Annotated in this window: 21 protein-coding genes, 1 tRNA gene and 1 pseudogene; 21 read left to right on the top strand and 2 right to left on the bottom strand. The window is 70.6% G+C overall.

Features of this window, described 5'->3' with window-relative positions; all coding sequences use genetic code 11:
* Window positions 1-15: 15 nt before the first annotated feature.
* The 18 genes from V4Y04_RS11025 to V4Y04_RS10940 all read left to right on the top strand — a co-directional run bounded on the left by V4Y04_RS11025 (window position 16) and on the right by V4Y04_RS10940 (window position 15,245).
* Complete coding sequence (locus V4Y04_RS11025; protein ID WP_332427386.1) at window positions 16-339, top strand: hypothetical protein; 324 nt, start codon at window positions 16-18, stop codon at window positions 337-339.
* Window positions 340-342: 3 nt separating this feature from the next.
* Window positions 343-924, top strand: a complete 582-nt coding sequence (locus V4Y04_RS11020) for a hypothetical protein (RefSeq protein WP_332427385.1) — start codon at window positions 343-345, stop codon at window positions 922-924.
* Window positions 914-1,255: a hypothetical protein gene (locus V4Y04_RS11015; RefSeq protein WP_332427383.1), complete on the top strand. Its 342-nt coding sequence runs from the start codon at window positions 914-916 to the stop codon at window positions 1,253-1,255. Before V4Y04_RS11020 ends, V4Y04_RS11015 begins: the two co-directional genes overlap by 11 nt.
* Entirely contained in the window at window positions 1,252-1,590 is a 339-nt protein-coding gene (locus V4Y04_RS11010; RefSeq protein ID WP_332427381.1) for a hypothetical protein, read from the top strand. Before V4Y04_RS11015 ends, V4Y04_RS11010 begins: the two co-directional genes overlap by 4 nt.
* On the top strand, window positions 1,587-1,991 hold the full coding sequence (locus V4Y04_RS11005) for a hypothetical protein (RefSeq protein ID WP_332427380.1): 405 nt from the start codon (window positions 1,587-1,589) through the stop codon (window positions 1,989-1,991). Before V4Y04_RS11010 ends, V4Y04_RS11005 begins: the two co-directional genes overlap by 4 nt.
* 59 nt (window positions 1,992-2,050) lie before the next feature.
* Entirely contained in the window at window positions 2,051-2,710 is a 660-nt protein-coding gene (locus V4Y04_RS11000; protein ID WP_332427379.1) for a phage tail tube protein, read from the top strand.
* A gap of 104 nt (window positions 2,711-2,814) precedes the next feature.
* Window positions 2,815-3,141, top strand: coding sequence for a hypothetical protein (locus V4Y04_RS10995; RefSeq protein ID WP_332427377.1), 327 nt, complete (start codon window positions 2,815-2,817; stop codon window positions 3,139-3,141).
* Between the two features lie 155 nt (window positions 3,142-3,296).
* The gene (locus V4Y04_RS10990; RefSeq protein ID WP_332427375.1) at window positions 3,297-3,569 is read left to right on the top strand and encodes a hypothetical protein; all 273 of its coding nucleotides are present in this window, start codon (window positions 3,297-3,299) and stop codon (window positions 3,567-3,569) included.
* A 6-nt stretch (window positions 3,570-3,575) separates the two neighbouring features.
* Entirely contained in the window at window positions 3,576-7,934 is a 4,359-nt protein-coding gene (locus tag V4Y04_RS10985) for a phage tail tape measure protein (protein ID WP_332427373.1), read from the top strand.
* Between the two features lie 10 nt (window positions 7,935-7,944).
* A complete protein-coding gene (locus V4Y04_RS10980) occupies window positions 7,945-8,838 on the top strand; it encodes a hypothetical protein (RefSeq protein ID WP_332427372.1) in 894 nt (297 codons plus the stop codon).
* The gene (locus V4Y04_RS10975; protein ID WP_332427370.1) at window positions 8,838-9,983 is read left to right on the top strand and encodes a phage tail protein; all 1,146 of its coding nucleotides are present in this window, start codon (window positions 8,838-8,840) and stop codon (window positions 9,981-9,983) included. The genes V4Y04_RS10980 and V4Y04_RS10975 overlap by 1 nt, the downstream gene beginning before the upstream one ends.
* 1 nt (window position 9,984) lies before the next feature.
* The gene (locus tag V4Y04_RS10970; RefSeq protein ID WP_332427369.1) at window positions 9,985-10,911 is read left to right on the top strand and encodes a hypothetical protein; all 927 of its coding nucleotides are present in this window, start codon (window positions 9,985-9,987) and stop codon (window positions 10,909-10,911) included.
* An 8-nt stretch (window positions 10,912-10,919) separates the two neighbouring features.
* Entirely contained in the window at window positions 10,920-11,552 is a 633-nt protein-coding gene (locus V4Y04_RS10965; protein WP_332427368.1) for a hypothetical protein, read from the top strand.
* Window positions 11,553-11,561: 9 nt separating this feature from the next.
* Window positions 11,562-13,394, top strand: a complete 1,833-nt coding sequence (locus V4Y04_RS10960) for a glycerophosphodiester phosphodiesterase (protein WP_332427366.1) — start codon at window positions 11,562-11,564, stop codon at window positions 13,392-13,394.
* Window positions 13,395-13,457: 63 nt separating this feature from the next.
* A complete protein-coding gene (locus V4Y04_RS10955) occupies window positions 13,458-14,204 on the top strand; it encodes an N-acetylmuramoyl-L-alanine amidase (protein ID WP_332427363.1) in 747 nt (248 codons plus the stop codon).
* Window positions 14,205-14,206: 2 nt separating this feature from the next.
* The gene (locus V4Y04_RS10950; protein ID WP_332427361.1) at window positions 14,207-14,473 is read left to right on the top strand and encodes a hypothetical protein; all 267 of its coding nucleotides are present in this window, start codon (window positions 14,207-14,209) and stop codon (window positions 14,471-14,473) included.
* Window positions 14,473-14,919 (top strand): hypothetical protein, encoded by a 447-nt coding sequence (locus tag V4Y04_RS10945; RefSeq protein WP_332427359.1) that lies wholly within the window; start codon window positions 14,473-14,475, stop codon window positions 14,917-14,919. The genes V4Y04_RS10950 and V4Y04_RS10945 overlap by 1 nt, the downstream gene beginning before the upstream one ends.
* Window positions 14,916-15,245: a hypothetical protein gene (locus V4Y04_RS10940; RefSeq protein WP_332427357.1), complete on the top strand. Its 330-nt coding sequence runs from the start codon at window positions 14,916-14,918 to the stop codon at window positions 15,243-15,245. The genes V4Y04_RS10945 and V4Y04_RS10940 overlap by 4 nt, the downstream gene beginning before the upstream one ends.
* A gap of 79 nt (window positions 15,246-15,324) precedes the next feature.
* On the opposite strand, the gene V4Y04_RS10935 is transcribed toward V4Y04_RS10940, so the two are convergent.
* Window positions 15,325-15,606 carry a GntR family transcriptional regulator gene (locus V4Y04_RS10935; RefSeq protein ID WP_332427355.1) on the bottom strand — a complete coding sequence of 94 codons (282 nt, stop codon included), beginning with the start codon at window positions 15,604-15,606 and terminating at the stop codon, window positions 15,325-15,327.
* Window positions 15,607-15,789: 183 nt separating this feature from the next.
* On the opposite strand from V4Y04_RS10935, the gene V4Y04_RS10930 reads away from it, so the two are divergent.
* From V4Y04_RS10930 to V4Y04_RS10920, 3 genes are all read left to right on the top strand, one after another.
* The gene (locus V4Y04_RS10930) at window positions 15,790-16,158 is read left to right on the top strand and encodes a hypothetical protein (RefSeq protein WP_332427354.1); all 369 of its coding nucleotides are present in this window, start codon (window positions 15,790-15,792) and stop codon (window positions 16,156-16,158) included.
* Window positions 16,159-16,642: 484 nt separating this feature from the next.
* Window positions 16,643-16,709 (top strand) — tRNA-Ile (locus V4Y04_RS10925).
* A 749-nt stretch (window positions 16,710-17,458) separates the two neighbouring features.
* Window positions 17,459-17,584 carry a hypothetical protein gene (locus V4Y04_RS10920; protein WP_332433153.1) on the top strand — a complete coding sequence of 42 codons (126 nt, stop codon included), beginning with the start codon at window positions 17,459-17,461 and terminating at the stop codon, window positions 17,582-17,584.
* A 139-nt stretch (window positions 17,585-17,723) separates the two neighbouring features.
* Here V4Y04_RS10920 and V4Y04_RS37730 read toward each other — a convergent pair.
* Window positions 17,724-17,978, bottom strand: a pseudogene (locus V4Y04_RS37730) (PfkB family carbohydrate kinase); the annotation flags it as partial.
* Between the last annotated feature and the right edge of the window lie 74 nt (window positions 17,979-18,052).

The following is an 18,052-nucleotide window of genomic DNA, read 5'->3' as shown; positions in this document are numbered from 1 at the left end:
GAGAGGAGACGGCCCATGGCCACCAGCAAGAGCAGCACGCCGGACGAAACCCGTCTGGACGACCACCTCGACAAGCCGTCGACCACCGCACCCGGGGACGGGCCGGCCGACACCACCGACCCGGACGAGCGGGCCAGCTCCGCCACCCCGGACAAGGCGGCGGCCGCCAAGGCCGGGCACGGCACCGTGAACGCCGTGGTGCCCCTGCCGAAGAAGGCGACGGCCAAGCGGACGGGCAAGGACCGCACCGAGACGTACACCGCGGCCCGCCCGGACGGGACCGAGGTGACCGTGGAGCGGAACATCGAGACGGGCGAATCCTCCGTCAAGGAGGGGTGAGCCGTGGCCCCGCTCCCGCCCCTCGCCACCGTCACAGAGCTGGAGACGTGGTTGCAGGTCGACCCCGGCGCCGCTCCCCAGGGGGCCGCGACCCTGGCCCTGGACGTGGCGTCGGGGCTGGTGCGGGACGAAGCCCGCTGCCCGTTCACCATGCGCGTCTCCACGGCGTCCCTGCCCATCGAGGACGGCGTCATCACGCCGGCCGGGCCGGTGCTCGCCGTGGAGTCCGTGACCGTGGCGGGCGAGGCTCTGACGCCCTCCCAGTGGGAGGTGGACGACGGCACGGTGACCCTGTCCCGGCACGTACTGCGGGGCTACCCGCGCCGCGCCCGGGTCACCTGGCAGCACGGCTATCAGACCGTGCCCGCCCCGGTGAAGGGCATCGTCCTGGACGCGGTGGCCCGCTCCATCGTCAACCCGCGCTACCTGCGGCAGGAGTCGACGGGCCAGCGGTCCCTGACGTTCGCCACCGAATCGTTCACGGTGTCCCTCTCGCAGATCGAGAGGGACAAGCTCCAGCGCTACCGGCCCGGGGCCCGCTTCGGGCCGATGGGCCGCGTCTCGGGGGTGACCGGTGTTCGGTGACTCCCTGCTGCTGGACCAGATGGTGGTGCACATCCCGCGCCACTACGGCGAGGACGACCGCGGTAACGACGCCTGGATCGAGGGGGACCCGGTGGAGGTCCACGGTTGTTCGGTGCAGCCGCTGGACTCCGCCGAGTACCTCACCAGCGAGAGTGACCACATCGTGTCCCGCTGGCAGTTCTTCGGCCCCCAACGCATGGGGCTGAAGGCCACCGACCTGATCGAGGTGGACGGCGAGAAGTACGAGGTCGACGGCAAGCCGGGCCTGTCCCGGGCCGTGACGCCGTTCCTCACCCACACCTCGGCTGTGCTGAAGGAGTTCACGGGATGAGCAGAGCCCCCCGGATCCGGTTCGATGAGCGCGGCCTGACCGAGATCATGCGGCATCCCAAGGTGCGGGCGGCGCTGAAGGCGAAGGCGGAGGAGATCGCCGCACGGGCCCGCTCCATCGCGTCCTCGGAGATCGACGACGGGTTCGCCTCCGAGATCCGTGTCTCGGAGGAGATCCGCCCCTCGGGCCGGCCGACCGCGAAGGTGATCGCCGACCGGCAGGACGCCGCCGACCATGAGTGGGGTAGCAGCAACACCGACCGGCGCCGCGTGCTGGGTCGCGCGGCCGCCGTGCAGCCCGAGACCATCTTCCACGACCGGGCGAACCGGTCATGAGCTGGCCCGAGCACGACTGGGGCGACGTAGAGCAGGCGGTCGCCCTGTGGCTGCGCTCCCGGCACGCGGGCGTGCGGGTCGTCAACGAACTGCCCGCCGACCTGGAAAAGAAGCTGCCCCTGGTCCAGGTGCAGGTGACCCCGGGGGGCGGCGAGGACGGCACCACGGGCGTGACCCTGATCGACGTGGACGCTTTCGGCAAGGACCGCACCGCCATGTGGGATCTCGCCCGCACGGCGCACACCAGCATGCTGGCGCTGGCCGGCCACTCCAGTGGGGGCCTGGTCATCGACTCGGTGTCCACCGACGTGCGGCCCGCTCCGGTCTCCTACGGCAACCCGGCCCTGCGCCGGGCGGTCGCCACCTACCGGCTCACCAGCCGCGCCCAGGCGCCCGCCTGACGCGCAACCAACATCCGCCCCCGCCTCCGGTGGGGGCTTCGTCTTGGAAGGGGGCCGCGATGCCGGCCGCTGACTTTTCCACCATCGCGGAACTGCGCCAGTCGCTGATCCGCAAGGCACTCCGCTACGCCATCTTCGCGGCCGACACGACCGCGGCCGCGGTGGCCGCGCCGTTCGACGAGGGCGGCATCCTGCAGACCCTGCCCGCCGGCTACGTGCCGGTCGGCTACACCACCACCGACGGCGTGACCTTCTCCGGCGACCTGTCCAACAGTGACGTGGAGTCGGGGCAGTCCTCCTCTCCGACCCGCTCGGATGTGGAGACCGACATCCAGACCGCGCAGTGGGTGCCGCAGGAGACCAACGCGGCCGCGGTCAGTCTCTACGAGAACCTGCCGCTGGCCGGCGCCGGCGCCCTGCCCGACCTCGGCACCGCGACCTGGACCTGGTCGCGGCCGAAGACGCCGCCCACCCTGTACCGGCGCCTGGTGTTCATCGCCGAGGACCTCAACAAGGAAACCGGTAAGGCGATCTACATCGTCCGCCACTTCCCCAGCGCGCTGCGCACGGGACGCGAGGACGAGCAGTGGACGCGCACGGCGGAGATCGCCCGCGGGGTGACGTACCAGGCGTATGTCGACGACGCCGCAGGCACGGACTCCGTCGCCTGGATCGACGGTCCGGGCTGGCGCGACCTGGCGGAGCCCGAGACGCCGTGACGGCTCCCCGCAAACCGGCACAGCGGCGGCGGCCCCGGGTGAGCCCTGCCGCCGCTGTGCCTTCACCCGCTCACCCAGCGGCCACCCAGAAGCGAGAGACGACCATGAGCAAGCCGAACAAGAAGCGCTACGTCCTGTCCACGGTCCGCGCCCAGTACGCCGAGGCGGTCGGCGGCGAGGAGATCGAGTTCGAGGGCCCGGGTGGCGCGACGTTCACCATGCCGCACCCGATGTTCGCCCCGTCGGCGTGGACCAAGGCGGTCGACGACGCGGAGTCGGACGAGGAGATCGCTGAGGCGATGCTGGGCGAGGAGCAGTACGCCAAGTACGTCGAGGCCGGCGGCGTAGCCGCTGACGTCAACTTCATCCGCATGGCCGCAATGGAGGACATGAAGGGAGCCCTGAAGAAGGGCCGCCCTACACGGTCCTAGACGTCCTCGGACCCCATCCCGAGGCCGTCGAGGCTGACCTGTGCCACCAGTACCCGCAGTACGGCGAGGGCGGCCCGCTGCGGGCGTTCTTCCAGGACCGCATCACGCTGCGGCACCTGCGGGTCCTGGTGGAAGGGCTGCCGCCGGACGGTGCGATGTCCCGCCGGACGGTCGGCCACCACTGGCAGCACCTGGAATTCATGCTGGCCGAACTGCTGGACCTGCAAGCCCGGTTCCGTACCGACTTCGGCAACGCCAACCGGGATGAGAAGGCGGCCCCGCGGCCGTACCCGGATCCGGTGTGGCGGCCCAACCAGCCCAGCGAGAAACAGCAGGCCAAGGCCAAGCAGCGCGAAGCCGCAGAGGCCCGTACCGGATACATGCGGATCGTCGCCCTGGCGACACCGCAGTACGCAGAGAAGGGGTGATCGACCATGCCCCGCGCTGCATCCGTGTGGCTGGACGTCCTGCCGTCGATGTCCCAGTTCCGGCGCGACCTGCGCCGGGACCTGGAAGAGCCCGTCCGCCAGTCCGCCGCCCGCGCCGGTGAGCAGGGCGGCGAGTCGATGATGAGCGGGATGAAGGCGGCGGTGGCGGCCGGAGCCGTGGCCGTGGGCGTGGCGGCCGGGGCGCTGATGGTCAAGGGGCTGGAGACGTCCCTGGCCAAGGGCAAGGCCGCCGCCACCATCAAGGGCCAGCTGGACATCTCCGCCCAGGACGCCAAGAAGGCCGGCGAGGTCGCGGGCAAGCTCTGGTCCAGCTCAGTCACGGAGACCATTGAAGAGGGCGCCGAGGCCGTCAAGCTGGTCCTGGGCACCGGCCTGGTCGACTCCTCTGCGTCGACCAAGGAGATCGGGAAGATCGCCACCTCGGTCACCGACCTGGCGAAGCTGTTCGACCAGGACATCACCATGGCCACCAAGGCGGCCGCGTCCATGGTGAACTCCGGCTTCGCCAAGAGCGGCACCGAGGCCGTCGACGCGATGACCTACGGCTTCCAGAACCTCGGGGTGAAGGCCGAGGACCTGGCCGAGACGTTCAACGAGTACAGCCCGTTCATGAAGAACTTCGGCCTGGACACCAAGGACGCGCTCGGGCTGATGTCACAGGGCCTCGACGCGGGCGCCTGGGACACCGACAAGATCGGCGACTCCTTCAAGGAGTTGTACCTGCGCATCACCGGCGGCGACCAGGCGGTGAAGGACGCTCTGTCGTCCATCGGCCTGGGTGGCAGCGGCGTGATGAAGGCGATCGCCGACGGCGGGCCCGGCGCCCGCAAGGCGCTCGACCAGATCCTCGACGCGCTGCGGATGGTGCCCGACGAGACGACCAAGGCCCGCGCGGTCCAGGACCTGTTCGGCGGGCCGGGCGAGGACCTCGGGTCGTCGCTCTTCTCCCTGAATGTCGATACCGCGTCCAAGAAGATCGGCAACTTCTCGGGAGCGGCGAAGAAGGCCGGCGACAGTCTGCGCAGCGACGTCGGCACGCAGTTCGAGACGTTCAAGCGCAAGGGCCTCATGGTGATCGGGGACGCCCTGGGCACGCACGTCCTGCCGAAGCTGATGGACTTCGGCCGCTTCCTGCACTCCGACGTCCTGCCGAAGGTGAAGGACTTCGCCGGGTTCGTCGACACCTACGTCGTGCCGGTGATCAGGACGCTCGGTGAGATGGTGGGTGGCACGATCCGCTGGTTCAAGGAGTGGGGCATCTGGCTGGCCCCGCTCGCTGTCCTGATCGGTGGCGTCACCCTGGCGCTGAACGCGCAGGCCATCGCTACCGGCTTCGTGACGGCCGTCTTCAGCGTCTACCGGGCGGCGATCCTGGTCGGTACCGCGGTCACCTCCGGGTTCGCCGCCGCGCAGGCCATGCTGAACGCGGTCATGGCACTGAACCCCTTCACGTTGATCGCCATCGCGCTGGTCGCCCTGGGTGTCGCCCTGGTCGTCGCCTGGAAGCGCAGCGAGACGTTCCGCAACATCGTGCTGGGCGTCTGGGAGGCCATCAAGGCCGGCGCCATGTGGCTGTGGACCAACGGCATCAAGCCCATGGTCGACGGCTTCATGACCGGCGTGCGCACGCTGGGCCAGTGGGCGTCCTGGCTGTGGGGTGTCCTGTCGCCGGTCTTCTCGGCGATCGCCACGGCCGCGAAGATCCTGGCCACGGTCCTGATCACGATCGTGTTCACGCCGGTCTACCTGTACGTCAAGGTGATGGGCGCGATCTTCAAGTGGCTGTGGTCGGCCGCGATCAAGCCCGTGTTCGGGTGGATCGTCGCCGGGGCGAAGTTGTGGTGGACGGGCGTGAAGCTGTACTTCAGCGCCCTGATGACCGGCGTGCGCGCCATCGGAGCCGTCTTCAAATGGCTCTGGACCAACGGGGTCAAGCCGGTCTTCGGGTGGATCGTCGCCGGGGCGAAGTTGTGGTGGACGGGCGTGAAGCTGTACTTCGGCTACCTGATGACCGGGATCCGGGCGGTCGGAGCGGTCTTCAAGTGGCTCTACAACAACGGCGTGAAGCCCGCGTTCAACTCCATCAAGTCGGTCATCTCGACCGTCTACAACTCCGGCATCAAGCCCGTCTTCGACCGGCTGAAGACGGCGACCAAGTCCGTGGCCGGCGCCTTCGACGTCGCCCGCGGCGGCATCAAAGCGGCCTGGGACAAGGTCAAGGGCATCGCCAAGGCGCCGGTGAAGTTCGTGATCGACACCGTCTACAACAACGGAGTCGTGAAGGTCTGGAACGCGGTTGCCGGGAAGTTCGGCGCCCCCACCCTCGACCCGATCACCGGCTTCGCCCGCGGCGGTGTGCTGCCCGGGATGTCCTCGTACCGCGACGGCGACGACCAGCTCGTGCCGATGCGGCGCGGCGAGGGTGTGGCCGTGTCCGAGGCGATGCGCGACCCGTATGAGCGGGCCCGCCTGCTCGCGGTCAACCAGGCCGCCATGCGCGGCCAGAGCCTGCGCCCGTTCCAGGGCGAGGGGTTCGCCAAGGGCGGCATCTTCGGCTGGGTGAAGAACGCCGCGTCCAAGGGCGTCGACCTGGCGAAGAGTGGGTTCGACTGGCTGAAGGACGGCATCAAGTCCTCCGCTGTGGCCGGTCTGAACTCGGTGGTGAAGCCCCTGATCAACAAGATCTCCGGTTCGGCGTCGGTGTACCGGGACATGGTGACCGGCATCCCGAAGAAGATGATCAGCAGCATCGTCAGCTACTCGGGCGACGCCGACAAGGAGATGGAGAAGGCCGGCATCGGCGGGAAGGGCTTCAAGGGCGCCCTTGCCTGGGCGCGCACCCAGGCGGGCAAGCGGTACCAGTGGGGCGGCAACGGCAACCCCAGCTGGGACTGCAGCGGCTTCGTCAGTGCCATCGAGTCCGTCATCCGGGGCCAGTCCCCGCACCGCCGGTGGGCAACCGGGGCGTTCTCTGGGGCGACCGCGCCCGGCGGCTGGGTGCTGAACAAGCGCTCCCCGTACCAGATCGGCATCACCAACGCGGGCGTCGGGCACACCGCCGGCACCATCAACGGCGTCAACGTCGAGAGCAGGGGCGGCGACGGTGTGGTGGTCGGCGCCCGGGCCCGCTCCTACCGCGACTCGATGTTCACGCACCGGTACGGCTTCGCGGCCAAGGGCTACGCCGACGGCGGCAAACCGAGGCCGGGTGAGGTCGCATGGGTGGGCGAGCAGGGCCCCGAGCTGGTCAAGTTCGGCAGCGGAAGCGCCGAGGTCTACAACCACCGCGACTCGCTGAGGATGTGGGAGGGCATCGGTGCGCGAGGGTTCGCCAAGGGCACCGCGGCCACCAGGGCCAAGGCGCGCAAGGAAATCCCCGGCGACCTGACCGCTTTCACTAAGTCCCTCACCGGGTCTGCGGCCGCCATCGCCAAGGCGTCCAAGGAACTGACGAAGGACATGAAGGCGGCCGGGATCGGCAGCAAGGGCTTCATCGCCTCGGTGACCATCGCGTCCAAGCGGCTGCAGACCATGGCGACGCTGCGCGACGGCCTGGGCAAGCGGATCGCCGCCGCCCGGCAGACCGCCGACGATCAGCGCAAGTCGGCCGCCGACTACCTGGGGATGTCGCAGGTGGGCGAGATCACCGACTTCAACGGCCTGCTGGCTTCCATGAAGACCCGGCAGGCGGACCTGAAGGCCTTCCAGGCCCAGATCTCAGGTCTGGCCAAGAAGGGGCTGAGTCAGAACCTGATCGGCCAGCTGGTGGAGCAGGGCCCCGGGGGCCCCCTGATCGACATGCTCAGCCGGGCCAGCAAGGCGCAGATCAAGCAGCTCGACTCGGTGTACGTGTCCGGGACCAGGGTCGCCACGTCCTACGGCCGCAGCATCGCCGACTCTATGCACGATGCCGGGAAGGACGCCGCCAAGGGCTTCCTGGCCGGTCTCATCGCGCAGGAGAAGGAAGTCAAGGCGGCCATGGCCAAGCTGGGCGCCGCCGCGGTCAAGGCGATCCGCTCGAAGAAGGGTATCGACGCCCGCAGCCCGTCCCGTAAGGGTGCGGAGGCGGGCAAGGACCTGGGGGCCGGGCTGGTCGCCGGGATGGTCGCCGCCGGGCCGTCCATCGAGTCGGCCGCCGCACGGCTGGGCGCATCGGCGGTGCCCGCCGGGGTTGTCCCGGTCACCTCCGGGGCGTCCTCCGGTGGTGCGTCCGGTGGCCTGCCGTCAGGGCCGCTCTACCTGGTGGTGGAGGACGGCACCGTCCTGCGGGCCTACGTGTCCGACCGGGTCGACGCGGGTCTGACCGACGTGCGCCGCGCCAAGCGAGCCGGATCGAAGAAGTGAGGGGGCAGCCATGCCGATGATCGTGGATCCGTCGGCGCCGCAGATCACCCCGCCCACCACGATCACCAGTCCGGACGGCTGGCTGACCGCGGTCGTCGATGACCAGTGGGCGGGCGTCTACCTGGGCGTCAACTATCCGGGCGGGCCGGTGCCGCTGCCGAACGCCGGCCAGGTGGTGAAGACCCTCATCACCCGGCAGGATCCGGGCGGCAGCACGCCGGTCCCGGTCCGCTCGGCAGATCTGGCGTGGGCGCTGGACGGCGTCGGGCAGGCCTACGACCACGAGCCGCCGCTGGGGGGCGCGGTCGCCTACACCGCCCGCCCGCAGTACGCGGACGGCAGTTGGGGGCCGACGTCGTCGCTCGGGCTGGTGGTGCCCGCCCCGGCGCCGGCGCAGACGAAGGACCTGTGGCTGAAGTCCCTCGAGGAGCCGGGCCTGTCCATGCGGGTGATGTACGGGCCCGCCCAGGGCACCAGCAGCGCCGCCCGGCAGGAGGCTGCGGACCGCACCGGCAGCCCGTATGCGGCCATCGCCTACGACACCGCGGCCGCGCCGTCCGAGCAGGTCTCGGTGGACGTCCTCGCCGCGGACATCGCCCAATTCCGCCGGCTGATCCGCTCCGGGGTGCTGCTGGCGCAGGTGCGGCCCGGCTACCGGATCCCGGACCGCTACTTCGTGCCCGGGGAGGTGGGAGAGAAGGCCACCGGCAAGCTGGGCAGCACCGGGGGCTACACGGTCACGTTCGACATCGTGCCCATCGAGCGGCCCGCGACGGCCGGGCAGCCGATGCGGGCCCCGGGCTGGTCCTACGACGCCATGGCCGCGGCGTTCGCCACCTACGACGCCGTCACGGCCTCCTACTCCAGCTATGTGGCGCTGGCGACGAACGGCGTGGTGACCTGATGCTGCCCATCAGCCCGGCCGCGCTGGCCGCGCTCGGGCAGGCCACCGCCCGCCCGGTGCTCGCGGAGTGGTCCAACGACGGCGGGCAGACGTGGCAGCCGGTCGCCTTCGGGTCCGGGCAGGTCACCCCGGACCGCACCGCCGAAGTCCGCTACGCGGCATCCGTGGAGCTGCTGGACGCCCCCCGCGGCAGGCACGGCATCAACAGCGTGTCCACCGAGATCCGCCTCTTCCAGGGCATCAGGGTGCCCCGCCGGGACGTGGAGTGGATCCCCGCCGGCCGCTACGCCGTCGACCGGCTGAAGCGGACCCGCCTCGGGGTGTCCCTGGACCTGCTGGGCCGCGAGGACATCGTGCGCGGGGCGGGCCTGCCCATCGCCCGCACCGTCGGCCCGGACACCGCCCAGGCGTGCGCCGAGCAGCTGCTCGGCGAGGCGCTGCCCGGCTCCCCGATCGCCTGGCGTGACGGGGTGAAGGCGGGCACGGTGATGCCGGCGTTCGTGGTCGACGAGGACCGGTGGGCGGCCGTCTCCGGCGGCACCGACACCTCCGGTACGGCCACCGGCATCGCCGCCTCGCTCGGGGCGGAGGTGTACTGCGATGCCCGCGGCATCCCGGTGTTCGCGCCGGTGCCCACGCTGGCCGACCCGGTGGTGTGGGAGATCCCTCGAGAGCTGTTCACCGCCGAGCCGTCCGAGGAGGAGACGGCCGAGGGGCTGCGGAATTTGTGGGCGGTCACCGGCGACGCCGGCAGCGGCGACCAGGTCCTCGGGCCGGTGTTCCGCTGGGACGACGACCCCGAGTCGATCACCTACGCCGGACCGGACCCGGTCGCCGATCCGCTGGCACCGCAGCGGCTCGGACTGCCCGGCGTGCGGGTGCGCACCGGCCGCTACACCTCCCCGCTGATCACCGGCCTGGACCAGGCGCGCGACGTGGCGGCCGCGCAACTGGCCGACTCCCTCGGAGTGCAGGCCTCCCTGTCCTTCACCGCGGTGTGCAATCCCGCGTTGGAGCCGGGCGACGTGGTCCTGGCCGAAGTCGCCGCCGGGGTGTGGGAGCGGCACCTGATCGACTCCAACCCGTACACGCTGGGCGGCGTGTCGATGGCCTGCCAGACCCGCACCAGCACCAGGAGGGTGTGACGTGAGCATCCGTGACCAGCTGGGCAAGGACCTCGACTCTCTGGGCGCGGCCGCCGGGGGCCTGCAGACCGTCAGTGCGGAGGTCATCGACGTCACCGAGGAAGGCCGCGTCAACCTGGTCATGCAGGGCGCCGAACTGTACGAGGTGGCGTGTACGGACGCCTACCGCAACCGCAAGGCCGGGGACATCGTGGCCGTGCGCCGAGGCGCCGTCCCCGTCGTCCTGTGGCGCCTCGGGGACGACCCGGCGGAGACCGAGCAGGTCGACGTGGAGCGGCTCGCCGTCCAAGCCGCCCGCGACGTGCAGGTGGTGCGGGCGGCGACCTACGGCACCGGCGCCCCGGCAGGAGCGGGCTGGCAGGCCGCCTCCGCGGTGCACGTCCGTAAGGTCGACGGCCGCCTGGAGGTCTACTTTCAGGTCGGGTCCGTCGCCGATCCGTCACCCGAGACGCCGGCGGTGCCCTCCCCCCGCCCGGCCACCATCTCCCCCACCGCCTCGGGCACCTGGCGCAGCGGCCGCCCCGACGACTACGCGTCCTCGCCGACGCAGGGCGACTGGACCGGCCGCGGCAACCGCAGGGGGGCATGGTTCTACGGCAGCCGGATCAGCGCCGCCTGCGCGGGCAAGACCGTGGCGTCCATGAAGGTCGCGTTCACCCGCAAGACCGGGTCCGGCGTCAACGCCAAACGGCCCGTCCACCTGTACCTGCACAACCACGCCTCGCCCCCGTCCGGTCAGCTCAACCTCGGCGACGGGCCCGAGGCCCTGCTGCGCCTGTCCGTCGGCGCGAAGGGCACCGCGACCCTGCCGCGGTCCTGGGCGGCCGCGCTGGCCTCCGGATCCGCGCGGGGCCTGGCCATCTACGCGACCGGTAGCAACGACTACATGTCCGTGACCGGCGGCAAGATCACCATCACCTTCTCGTAGGAGCACCTGTGGCGACCATCGGATACGCCGCCCTGCCCGTCCCGGGCGGCGGCGACAGCCCCACCACGCCCGGACACCTCGCCGAGCTCGCCGTCGCGATCGACCCGCGGCTGTGGCAGCACGTCACCAACGAGGCCGACCGCAACACGAGGCTGGCGGGCGCCCCGGCGCGGACCGTCGCCGTGACCCCGAACGGCACCAGCTGGATCAAGACCAGCGCCACGATGAACACGTGGATCACACTCTGGGAGCCGCTGCCCGCCTGGCAGCCCGTCACCCTCGCCTCCGGCTACGTCGCCGGGGAGACCGTCCCCCAGCTCCGCATCTGGCAGGGCCGGGTGTGGACCCGGGGCCGTATCGCCCGCGCCGACGGGACCCTGCTGCCCGCCGCCGGCGTCCGGCTCGGCAGCGTGCCCGCCGCGGCCATCCCCAAGCAGCTCGCCATGTGGGCGGGCGGCGGCAGCCTCACCGGCGACGCGATGACCGGCGTGGGCCGGGTCGAAGTCTTCTCCCCCGACCAGGACGGCAACATCAACGGGAACAGAGGCTCCCTCGTCTGGCACAGCCAGGACGGCATGCAGGACGGCGGCACCGCGGGCGTGTTCTGGGCCGACATCTCCGGCTTCTACTGGCTCGACTGAAAGGCCGTCATGCCCCTGTACACCTTCGGCGGCAACCCGTCAGCCGTGCTCACCACCGTCACCGGCGACGTCGTCCCCAACTACCCCGTGCAGGTACGGGAGGCCGTCAGCGGCGCCCTGGTCACCCAGCTGTACGAGGCGGACGGCGCCACCCCAATCGGCCAGCTGCGGTCCAACCCGGCCGACTCGGCTGCACCGGGCGCCATCCGCACGTTCATGTGCGAGTGGCCGCAGATCCGCTACGAGTACCTCGCCACCGGCGGCCGCACCGTCGCCTGGTACGAGTCCGGGCGCGAGGTCGCCACCGAGGCCCTGCAGGCCGCCACCGGGGCGGCCGCCACCGCCACCGAAGCGGCGGAGCAGGCGGGCGAGGCGCTCACCGCAGCGAACAACGCGCAGGCGTCCGCAGCGTCCGCCACCACCACGGCGGAGGCCGCGCTCGAGCAGGCCGGGACGGCACGGGTCGACGCCAGTGACGCCATCGCCGCGGTCACCTCCCGGCTGCCTCCCGTCGCCACCATCGACACCCTGCCGCCGATCGTCTACGACGCACACCGCGGCGGCGCCGGCGAAGCCCCCGAGAACACCCTCGCGGCGCTGCGCGGGGCGATGCCGTGGGTGGACGTCCTCGACATCGACAGCCAGGTGATCGGCGACGGCACGCCCGTGCTGATGCACGACTCGACCGTGGACCGCACCACCAAGGCCGCCGGAAACGTGTCGCTGTTCAACGCGGCGCAGTGGAGCCTGATCCGCTCGGACCCGTCGACCTGGTTCGCCGCGCAGGCACCGGACCTGCCGCTGCACACCGTCGAGCAGGTCCTCGACGAACTCGGCGGCCGTCGGGTGATGACCATCGAGGCGAAGAACGCGGCCGGGGTGGAGAAGATCGCCGCGATGATCCTCGCCCGCCGCCTGGAACGGTCGGTGCTCATCAACACGAACAACACGGCGATCGTGCCGACCATCAAGGCGACCGGGTGTCTGGCGCACCTGTGGCGGTCGACGGCACAGATGGCCACCGACAACCCGGCCACCGTCAAGGCGACCGGCGCCGATCTGCTGGACATCGACATTGCGGGCACCGACGCGCAGATCGCCTCCGCGGTCGCGCAGGGCTATCCGCTCGGGGTGTGGGCGCACACCCTCGTGCGCCGCACCGAACACGACCGGGCCCTGGCGCTGGGCTGCCGCGGCATCATCACCGACTACCCCGGCTACGTCTCCGGCCGCATACCCCGCCGCACCACAAGCACTTTCTCGACCGGCCAGTGGGGGTACGGCTACGTGCCTTCGGCTGCCGCCCGCCCGGTGCTGGACGCCTCCGGTCGGATCCCGCTGCCGCCGCCCGCCTCCAACACGCCCGAGGATGCGGTCGTGCTGCTCGCCGGCGAGGTGTCCCCGGCCCCGGCGGCGACGACGATCAACGTGAAGTTCTCGTTCCCGACCGCGGGCAGCACCGGCTGGTCCCTGTTCTCCGTGCACATCGGCGCCGACGACGCGGCGACCATACTGTCCGGCTCCGACATCAAGCACGACGGCTACACCTTCCAGATCAGCAATGACCGGTCCTTGAGGATCTGGAAGGACAGCAAGACGGCCGGCACGTCGACCAACCTGGCGAACACGACCGCGGGCACGGCGCTGGTCGCGAACACCGTCTACACCCTGCGGATCGTGCTGACGGCGACGCAGATCACGCTGTCCGTGCCGGAGATCGCCGGCCTGACCACCACCGTCACGGACAGCGCGTTCCGCGTGCCCTGGTACGTGTACGTCGGCAGGAACTACGCCGCGTCGGCGACCGGGCTGATCTGGATCACCTCGATCAGCACGACCTGACGCCCCACTTCACCGCACGCCCCGCGCCACCGGCCCGGGGCTTCTCTCATGTCTGGAGGCCTCATGGCCACACCGCTGACCGCTGCCCGGTTCATCGCCGCGCTGAAAGCGGAGGGCGTGCAGGTTGTCGAGGTCGGCGACTGGCGCGACCACAACCGCAACAGCAAGGGCCCGTTCGGTCCGGTGCATGGGGTGATGATCCACCACACCGTGACCCAGGGATCCGCCCGCACGGTCGACATTTGCCGCAAGGGCTACTCGGGTCTGCCCGGCCCGCTGTGCCACGGCGTCATCACCAAGGACGGCACCGTCCACCTCATCGGCTACGGCCGGACCAACCACGCCGGCCTGGGCGACGACGACGTCCTGCGCGCAGTCATCGCGGAGAAGGTCCTCCCCGCGGACAACGAGTCGAACACCGACGGGAACCGGCACTTCTACGGCTACGAGTGCGAGAACCTCGGCGACGGCAAGGACCCCTGGCCCGCCGCCCAGGTCGAAGCGATCGTGCGCGCCTCCGCTGCGGTGCTCCGGGAACACGGCTGGAACAAGGACGGCAAGGGCACCATCTCCGTCATCGCTCACGAGGAGTGGCAGCCCGGCAAGGTCGACCCGCGCGGCCCGGGCTACCCCGGGCACAGCACCATCCGCACTCGCGTCGCCGAGCGCCTCACCCACCCCGCCAGCTGGTCGCCTGGCGCGAAGCCGCCCGCACCCAAGCCCCCGGCCCCGGCCCCGAAGCCCACCACCGAGGAGCGGCTCACCGCTCTGGAGAAGCGCGTCACCGCGCTCGAGAAGAAGGGTTCCTGACCATGTCTGAGATCAACCTGCCCCACGCCGAGACTGTCGTGAAGACGGCCCGCACCTACGCGGTCGACCTGATCGAGCGGATCATCTGGACGTTCCTCGGCGCGGCCGGCGCGGTCGCCCTCGCCGCAGGACCGGCCGACATGCTGTCCGCCTCCTTCTGGGAAAGCGTCGCCGTCGCCGGCATAGCGGCGGTGGTGACGCTGGTGAAGGGGATCGCGGCCCGGGTGGTGGGCGCGAAGAACAGCGCCAGCTCGGCGCCGAGCGTCTGATGCGCGCGGCGGTCCGGCGGCTCAGCACCCGGCTGGGCCGCCGCGGTCCCTTCCTCGTCTTCATGGGCGCCGGCAAGGTGTGCTTCGGTGCGTCGTTCATCTTCAACCCGCCCACGGCGACCGGCGGCCTCGAGCTGCTGCTCCACTTCGCACCCCTGCGCTACTGGGCGTGGATCTGGATCATCTGCGGCGCCGCCGCATTCTGCTGCGCCTGGGTGCGCTTCGGACCGGACCGCTGGGGCTTCGTCGCCGCGTCCGCCCCGCCGACGCTCTGGGCGTTCGCCTACAGCTGGGCAGGCATCGGCGGCGACTACACGCGCGGCCTGTGGCTGTGGGCCTGGTACATCACATCGCACTGTGGGGTGATCTGGTGCGCATCGAGAGTCCCGCCTGATGCCGGTACACCCCGGAACCTCGGCCAGGCGGCTGAGGGGAGACCCGGGTGAACGGTGTCTGGGGAGTCGTCGGGGCGGTCATCAGCGTCATCGGCACCATCACGATGGGAGTCATCACCTACCGGGGCACCCGGAGCGCGGCACGCATCTCCACCGCCCCGAACACGAAGCAGGTCGACCTCTCTGTGCTCCAAGCGTCCGTCGACCGGCTGAAGGAAGAGTGCACCGAGCTGCGCGAGGAACAGACCCGCACCCGCGGTGTCCTGTGGTCGATCAGCCGGTGGGCGCTCGTCCTCCGGGACCAGGTGACGGACCGAGGCGGGACACCGGCGCCGCCGCCGCAGGATGTCGAGGACTACTACCGCACCGGCGTGTAAGTCCCGGACCGGCCCCGTGGTGGGAGGCCGGCCCGGGACGTCTCATCCCCCGCCCAACAACTGCCCCCGCTCTCCCCTGTTACGGGGAGGGCGGGGGCGTTTCGTCATGCCCGGGGTCAACCGGCGATGTCCGGATCACGAACGTGCCCTTTGCGGGTAGCGCCCGCACAAGGCCGCGCCGCACCAGCTCACGCCGTACCCGCCGCGACGTACTCACGCTCACCCCGTGCATGTCGGCGAGTTCCTGCTCACCCGGCAACCGGGCGCCGAGCGGAAGCCGGCCGGACGCAATGTCTGCGGCGACCAGGTCGGCGATCCGCACGTACTCGTAGACCACCTCGAGGCTGTCGTCGTCGCTCATGAGCGCAGGATCGCGCGCTCCTCCGCACGCCGCCTCTTGGCAGCGCGGCGCGCCGCGGAGGTACGTAGTGATACGAAGAGGGTTGTGCAGGGGTGCGGTTCCAGTACGGTGGCTCACACAGAAGACCCCCGCGACCGTGCGACCGGTCCGGGGGCATGGACGACGCTTCAGAGGAGCGACGACATGGCAGAGCCTACGCAAGCCGCCTGCACGGACGACAGCCCCACGACGACTCAGACCGCCCGGGACCAAGTGATAGCGGCCCTGACGCTGCCCGACCTGGACGGCCTCACCCAGGCGCAGGTGCGCGGCGCGACGTGCGTGTGGGACGGGATCGCCCTCACCTCGCTCACGGCCGTCAACCTGGGCCCGCGGAAGAAGAAGTGGCTGGACAGCACCTACGACTGGTTCCCCCGCGGGTGCAGGCGCTGCGTCGGACGACGGGCCTACCGCTACCTGTTCGATCACGCACCCGGGTGCGAGCACTGTCAGAAGTCCCCCACCTGCCCGATCTCTGTCGAGGTGCACCGCCTCATCAGGGAGGGCTGCTGATGTTCTGCCAGCGCTGCGACAAGCCGCTCAAGGAGCGCGACGCCCAGCAGCTCGACAACCCAGGCGCAACGGGGGCCGGGGCCACGATCACCGTGTGCCGGATCCCCTGCCGACCGACACCCCGCCAGACTGCTCCGTCCGGTCTCGGCCGGTAGCCCACCAGACCCCCGCTGCCGGCTCGCGCCGACGCCGGTAGCGGGATGAGAGCGGCCGCCTTCGCTGTCCCCGTGGCGGGGCGGCCGCTCAGCTCGCGGCCCCGGCCGGTGTCCCTGACGCCGACCGGGGCCGCTCTCGTGCTCGGGCATTGTGGTGCGCGGGGGAGTGCGGGACAATGGGATCAGCGCAGGTCAGGCGTCATGCAGCCCAAGGGGATTGCGTGAGCGGTGCGTGAGCGGAGGTCCCGAAGGGGGCCGAAATAGCTGGAGTGAGCCAGAGTCCCAGCCGCTCACCACCTGGAGTTTCTGGACTATCCGGAGTGAGTCAGAGTGAGCCGGAGTAATAACTACGGACTCATAATCCGTCGGCCGTGGGTTCGAGTCCCACCCGCCCCACCTATACAGGTCTCTGACCTGCGGAAACGTTCTTTTTTGGCTGTCGGAGCGTCAACTTTGCCTGAACGGACTGAATCCGCTGCTCGTGAGTTTGGGGGCGGCTCGGTCTGCGACAGCTGGTGGCCTTCTGACCTGCACGAATGCGCGTAGGTGCGTAGCCAAGGAGACGTGTTCTGCTGGGCCGCGCTGCGTAGGGCCATGAATTGAGGCCATCCTGAGGCCGCTGGTAACGAGGACAGTGTTATCGATGATCCTGTGCTCCGGTCGGCGCAGGTGGGTCGAGGCGTTCGACGTGGTGGCCGTCTGGGTGTGCGGCGCGCGAGAGTGTGCGTCGTGGTGATGGCCGGTGGGCGCCAGGAACTGCCCCAAGAGGAAACGGCCCCGAGCGGTCACTCGGTCCTCTCGTGGGGTGCTCCGTGGTTCATGTGGTCAGGACGTCGGGGCGGTCGAAGACGGGTCTCGTCCAGTTGCTCAGGTTACGGACCGCCGGCAGCTGAGTATGTTCCGATGCCCGGTCACTGTCGGTGTGACGGCCGGCGGCTTCGACTAACGCGTCTCAGATGGATCACCTCCGCTCGCGCGGTGAGCACGGCGAGGGTGCCGGTGTCCGGGGAGAAGGCAAGGCGGCCGAAGAAGTCGTGAAGCTGTTGTCTTTCCGGACTTGAGGACGGTATCTCCGCTGGTCAGGCGGGTCGGTGATTCCGTGGGAGCCATGGCCTGCCGTGTCGTCGCTCCCCGGGAGGTCGCGGATGCCGTCGGTTGTCGGACTGCTGGAACAGCACGAGCTCGCAGCTCGCTGTCGGGTCGACGAACTGGGCGAGGAGGCCGACCGCATCCAGGCCGAGCTGGCAGACCTCACTGAGAGCCGCACCTGATCTCAAGCACCGCTCGGCTCCCCGGCTCTGCGGCTCCGCAACCATGACGACGCCATGGCAACAGCGCGTACGGGGTGCCGGCCGTGTGGATTCGACGCCCGTTCCCGCAGTCCTGTCTGCGGGGAGGGGCATGCCACGTTCAGGCATGCGGCAGGAGCTGTTCCACGCCGGCCTCCATCGCCGCTTCGTCCACCCAGGGCGGGTTCGCGCCGTGGACGGAACAGGTCACGGCGGCCACGTGAGCGGCGAAGGAGCAGGAGTCGGTGACGTCCTCGAGGCTCAGTGCGTCGAGTCGCCCGCCAAGGTGTCCGAGGGCGGCGAGGCGATGGAGCAGGCCCGCGGTGAAGGAGTCCCCGGCGCCGACGGTGTCCACTCGGAGCTGGACCGGGCGGGGTCGGTGAAGGCCTCGGCGACGCACTCGCCGAGGACGGTGACGCTGCTGGGGGCCTGGGGTCGGGCCATGGTGGT

The organism is Streptomyces sp. P9-A2 (genome assembly GCF_036634175.1).
In the GTDB taxonomy this organism is placed as follows: domain Bacteria; phylum Actinomycetota; class Actinomycetes; order Streptomycetales; family Streptomycetaceae; genus Streptomyces; species Streptomyces pratens.
Note: the sequence above shows the minus strand (reverse complement) of the source record. Positions and strands in the feature narration are given on the sequence as shown.

Coding starts and splice junctions, on each gene's coding strand:
- V4Y04_RS10930 (WP_332427354.1), top strand. CDS start 15,790: ATGGCAGAGCCTACGCAAGCCGCCTGCACGGACGACAGCCCCACGACG.
- V4Y04_RS10985 (WP_332427373.1), top strand. CDS start 3,576: ATGCCCCGCGCTGCATCCGTGTGGCTGGACGTCCTGCCGTCGATGTCC.
- V4Y04_RS11010 (WP_332427381.1), top strand. CDS start 1,252: ATGAGCAGAGCCCCCCGGATCCGGTTCGATGAGCGCGGCCTGACCGAG.
- V4Y04_RS10960 (WP_332427366.1), top strand. CDS start 11,562: ATGCCCCTGTACACCTTCGGCGGCAACCCGTCAGCCGTGCTCACCACC.
- V4Y04_RS10975 (WP_332427370.1), top strand. CDS start 8,838: ATGCTGCCCATCAGCCCGGCCGCGCTGGCCGCGCTCGGGCAGGCCACC.
- V4Y04_RS10955 (WP_332427363.1), top strand. CDS start 13,458: ATGGCCACACCGCTGACCGCTGCCCGGTTCATCGCCGCGCTGAAAGCG.
- V4Y04_RS11005 (WP_332427380.1), top strand. CDS start 1,587: ATGAGCTGGCCCGAGCACGACTGGGGCGACGTAGAGCAGGCGGTCGCC.
- V4Y04_RS10990 (WP_332427375.1), top strand. CDS start 3,297: ATGTCCCGCCGGACGGTCGGCCACCACTGGCAGCACCTGGAATTCATG.
- V4Y04_RS10935 (WP_332427355.1), bottom strand. CDS start 15,606: ATGAGCGACGACGACAGCCTCGAGGTGGTCTACGAGTACGTGCGGATC.
- V4Y04_RS11025 (WP_332427386.1), top strand. CDS start 16: ATGGCCACCAGCAAGAGCAGCACGCCGGACGAAACCCGTCTGGACGAC.
- V4Y04_RS10920 (WP_332433153.1), top strand. CDS start 17,459: ATGCCGTCGGTTGTCGGACTGCTGGAACAGCACGAGCTCGCAGCTCGC.
- V4Y04_RS11000 (WP_332427379.1), top strand. CDS start 2,051: ATGCCGGCCGCTGACTTTTCCACCATCGCGGAACTGCGCCAGTCGCTG.
- V4Y04_RS10995 (WP_332427377.1), top strand. CDS start 2,815: ATGAGCAAGCCGAACAAGAAGCGCTACGTCCTGTCCACGGTCCGCGCC.
- V4Y04_RS10980 (WP_332427372.1), top strand. CDS start 7,945: ATGCCGATGATCGTGGATCCGTCGGCGCCGCAGATCACCCCGCCCACC.
- V4Y04_RS10950 (WP_332427361.1), top strand. CDS start 14,207: ATGTCTGAGATCAACCTGCCCCACGCCGAGACTGTCGTGAAGACGGCC.
- V4Y04_RS10945 (WP_332427359.1), top strand. CDS start 14,473: ATGCGCGCGGCGGTCCGGCGGCTCAGCACCCGGCTGGGCCGCCGCGGT.